Annotated in this window: 5 protein-coding genes; 3 read left to right on the forward strand and 2 right to left on the reverse strand. The window is 66.5% G+C overall.

The features are described 5' to 3' along the window. The 3 genes from WCB02_RS38425 to WCB02_RS38435 all read left to right on the forward strand — a co-directional run. A partial coding sequence (locus tag WCB02_RS38425; protein ID WP_423967368.1) for an SDR family NAD(P)-dependent oxidoreductase occupies positions 1-546 on the forward strand: 546 nt, incomplete at its 5' end. 17 nt (positions 547-563) lie between these two features. Next, a complete protein-coding gene (locus WCB02_RS38430; RefSeq protein ID WP_423967370.1) occupies positions 564-1,820 on the forward strand; it encodes an NAD(P)/FAD-dependent oxidoreductase in 1,257 nt (418 codons plus the stop codon). 37 nt (positions 1,821-1,857) lie between these two features. Beyond that, positions 1,858-2,526 carry an amino acid ABC transporter permease gene (locus WCB02_RS38435; protein ID WP_423967372.1) on the forward strand — a complete coding sequence of 223 codons (669 nt, stop codon included), beginning with the start codon at positions 1,858-1,860 and terminating at the stop codon, positions 2,524-2,526. A gap of 14 nt (positions 2,527-2,540) precedes the next feature. On the opposite strand, the gene WCB02_RS38440 is transcribed toward WCB02_RS38435, so the two are convergent. Both WCB02_RS38440 and WCB02_RS38445 read right to left on the reverse strand, forming a co-directional pair. Further along, on the reverse strand, positions 2,541-2,972 hold the full coding sequence (locus WCB02_RS38440) for a GNAT family N-acetyltransferase (protein ID WP_423967374.1): 432 nt from the start codon (positions 2,970-2,972) through the stop codon (positions 2,541-2,543). Positions 2,973-3,106: 134 nt separating this feature from the next. After that, the coding region (locus tag WCB02_RS38445) for a transporter substrate-binding domain-containing protein (RefSeq protein WP_423967377.1) at positions 3,107-3,882 on the reverse strand (776 nt) is incomplete at its 5' end.

The following is a 3,882-nucleotide window of genomic DNA, read 5'->3' on the forward strand; positions in this document are numbered from 1 at the left end:
GAGCTGGTGCGCGCGACGCGCGAGGCATTCGGCAGCGTCGATGCGATCGTGCATGCCGCGGGGTTTGCCGATCGGCGCGGTTTTGCCCAACTGCCGCGCGCGGGGCTCGAACGGGCCTTCGCGGTGATGGCCACCGCGTTTCACGAACTGACCAGCGCCGCGCTGGCGGATCTGACGCGCGGACCCCGCGGCCGCGTCGTCGCCATCTCCAGTTTCGCGGCGCATCGTTTCACGCCGGAGGCGACATTTCCGGCCTCCGGCGCCGCCAAGGCCGCGCTGGAGACGCTGGTCCGCTGCCTTGCGATCGAGCTCGCAAGCTCGGGCGCCACCGCCAACATCGTGATGCCCGGCTACACCCGCAAGGATGCCGGACGAATGGGATCGCTGGATCAGCAGGGCTGGCAATCGGCCGCCAAGGCCAATCCGCTCGGGCGATTGGCCGAAGCCCGGGAGGTGGCCGCGCTGGTCGCGTTTCTGTTGTCGGGCGAGGCCGGGCACATCACGGGCGCGCTGTTGCCGGTCGATGGCGGCTTGACGCTGATGTAGGGGTGTGGGCGAGGCGGATGTCGGACAATCTGAGAAGTCAGTCAGCGGATGTCGTCGTGCTGGGCGCGGGCATCGTCGGCGTATCGGCAGCCTATGCGGCGCGGCAGCGCGGGTTGTCGGTGATCCTGGTCGACCGCCGCGAGCCGGGCAGCGAAACCTCCTACGGCAACGCCGGTATTCTCAGTAGCGGCTCGATCCTGCCGCTCAACAGGCCGTCGCTGTTCGGCGCGCTGCCCAATTACCTGACCAACCGGCATGTCGCGCTGCGCTGGGATCCGGCCTGGGCGATCGGGAATATCGACTGGGTCGTCCGCTTCCTGGCCAATGCCATGCCGTCGCGGGTGAAACCGCGGGCCACGGCGCTGCATGGTCTGATCGGCGCCTCGCTCAAGCTGCATCGGCAATGGATCGTGCAGGCGGATGCCGGCGGGCGCATCCGCGAGACCGGCTGGCTCAAGGCATGGCGCAGCGACGCGATGGAAGCGGCAAAGCAGGAGCAGGCCTTTCTGGCCGAGTACGGTATCGTGAGCGAGGTGCTGGATCGCCAGGCGATCTCCGCGCTCGAGCCGAACATATTGCCGGTCTACAAGGTCGGCCTGCTGCACACCCAGACCGCCTCGGTCGATTCCCCGGGCGCCGTGGTCAAGGCCTATGCGCGGATGTTCGCCGGCGCCGGCGGCGAGCTCCGCCAGTCGGACATCACGGCGATCAGCCCGGATGGCGAGCGCTGGCGCGTCGCGCTCGCGGACGGAGCGATCGCCGCGCGCCATGTCGTGGTTGCGCTCGGACCGTGGTCGCCGGATCTGTTGCGGCCGCTCGGCTATCGTGTTCCGATGGCCTTCGAGCGCGGCTACCATCGCGAGTTCATGCCGAACCCGGCACGTTCCTTGCTGCGTCCGATCCATGACGCCGAAGGCAGTTTCCTGATGACACCGATGGAGCAGGGCATCCGCGTCACTTCGGGGGTCGAATTGACCGCCCGCGACGCGCCTTCATCGTTTGTCCAGCTCGATCAGGTGGTGCCGCTGGCGCGCGGCGTGGTCGAATTCGGCGAGGCGGTCGGAGACCCCTGGCGCGGGGCGCGGCCGACCCTGCCCGACAGCCTGCCGATGATCGGGCCGGCGCCGCTTCATGCCGGCCTGTGGCTCGCATTCGGCAACCAGCATATCGGCTTCACCACCGGACCTGCGACCGGGGCGGCGATTGCCGCCATGATCGGCGGCGCGGCGCCGCCGTTCGACGTGACCGCCTTTGCGCCGAGCCGCTACCTCTGATGCCGGACTCGGGGCATCGGCGAGGGGCGCAATAGCCATGCACTATGTCTGGGATTTCGCGATCCTCACCAAATACAGCCATCTGTTCTGGCTCGGTCTCGGCTGGACCATGGCCTACACCATCGGCACCGTGTGTCTCGGCAGCGTGATCGGCCTGGTCGTCGGCATTCTCCGCCTGCGGCGCTGGCCGGTGATCGACTGGCTGCTGCTCGCCTATATCGAGCTGTTCCGCTGCACGCCGCTGCTGGTACAGATCATCTGGTTCTACTACGCACTTCCGGTGCTGATCGGCGTCAACATCCCGGCGCCGATCGCCGCCGTCACGGTGCTGTCGCTCTATGGCGGGGCATTCTATGCCGAGATCGTGCGCGGCAGCATCGAGAGCGTGCATCGCGGCCAGTGGGACGCCGCCCGCGCGCTGGGCCTGCGGCCCTGGCGCGTGCTCCGGCTCGTGATCCTGCCGCAGGCGCTGAAGCCGATGCTGGCGCCCTATGTCAACCAGTCGGTGACGCAGTTGAAGAACACCTCGCTGGTGTCGGTGATCGCCGTGCCCGACCTCGTCTACAACGCGACCCTGATCAACGCCGAAACCTATCGGCCGCTGGAGGTCTACACGGTCATCGCGGTGATCTATTTCGCGATCCTGTTTCCGGCCACGCTGGTCGGACGAAGGCTCGAGCGCGGCATGAGCTACGAGAAGGCGTGAGCGGCTCGCCGGCATCAGGTGGCAGCTTGGCTCAGCCGTTTTTCCATGAAGATGCTGGTTGCGATGGCTTCCGGCCGCATCGAGACGTAGTCGCCGAAGGCCGCGCAGGGCACGAAGCCCGCCCGAGAATAAAGCCGCAGCGCCGCAGCTTGCCGCTCTCCCGTTTCCAGGCGCAAGACGACAAGTCCGGTGATGCGAGCCTCGGTTTCGATGCGCGTCAACAAGGCCTGGGCCACGCCGCGCCCACGGTGCGTCCCGCGCACATACATGCGCTTCACTTCGGCGAAATCGTCAAACAAGGCGATCCCGCCGCAGCCGATGGCGGCGCCGTTCAGCCGCGCCAGGAAGAAGCGAATGTGCGGTTGGAAGAGTGCCTGCAGCGCCAGCCCGTGCCGCTGTTCGGGAAGGTACTCGGCCGCAAGCGCCTGGTCGAGTTCGCCGATCAATTCGCGCAGCTCGCCGGTTGCGGTCGCTACCAGTTCGATGACGACTTCTGCGCGGCTGCTCACCTTGTTGCTCCGCTCGGCCGCTGGAGGTGAATACGATCGTGCCCTTGCCCTACGACAAAGCCAAAAACGCGTCAGATGTTGAGTTCGACCGGCACGTCTTCCGGCTTGACGCCGGCCAGCGACAATCCCTTGACGAACCATTCGCGCATCTGCCCGATGCCGCGATTATAGTCGACCCACACCGACAGGAAATCGCGCCAGCGCTTGTCGGGCTCGCTCCGCACCGCCATGCTGGAGGGAATGGCGACGGATGGGGATTGCAACAGTCTGTAGGTCCCCAGATTTGGATTCTTGGCGATCGCGGTGAGGCCCAGGATCAGCGCGTTGACGACGCAATCGACCCGCCCCGACGCCATCTCCAGCATCACCTCGTCGCGCGACTTCAGCGATTTGATCGTTGCATTCGGCGCAAAGCGCCGGGCGACCGTCTCATTGGCGGAGCCGACATCGACGGCAATCCTGACCTCGGGCTTGTTGATGTCGGCCCAGGTTTTGGCCTCCATCCCCTTCTTCAGCATGGCGCCGAACGGGTGCGGGAAGACAGTGGCCGTGAAATCGACCACCAGCGCGCGCTGCGGGGTCGGATTGAGGGCGAAGCCCAGGTCGATCTTGTTGGCTTGCAGGTCGAGGATCGAGTTGCCGTAGGTGGATTCGGTATACTCCAGCCGCACGTCGAGCAGCTTTGCGATGTCGTTGGCCATCTCGATCGAGAAGCCGGACCATGTGCCCGTGGCCAGATCCTTGTTGAAATAGGGCAGCTCTCCCGGCAGCACCGCGATCCGCAGCACCTTGTTGGCGCGGACGCGGTCGAGCGTGTTGTCCGCGCCGGCCTGCGCCGACGCCGGGC

It is taken from the genome of Bradyrhizobium sp. (assembly GCF_049581145.1).
Lineage (GTDB): Bacteria > Pseudomonadota > Alphaproteobacteria > Rhizobiales > Xanthobacteraceae > Bradyrhizobium.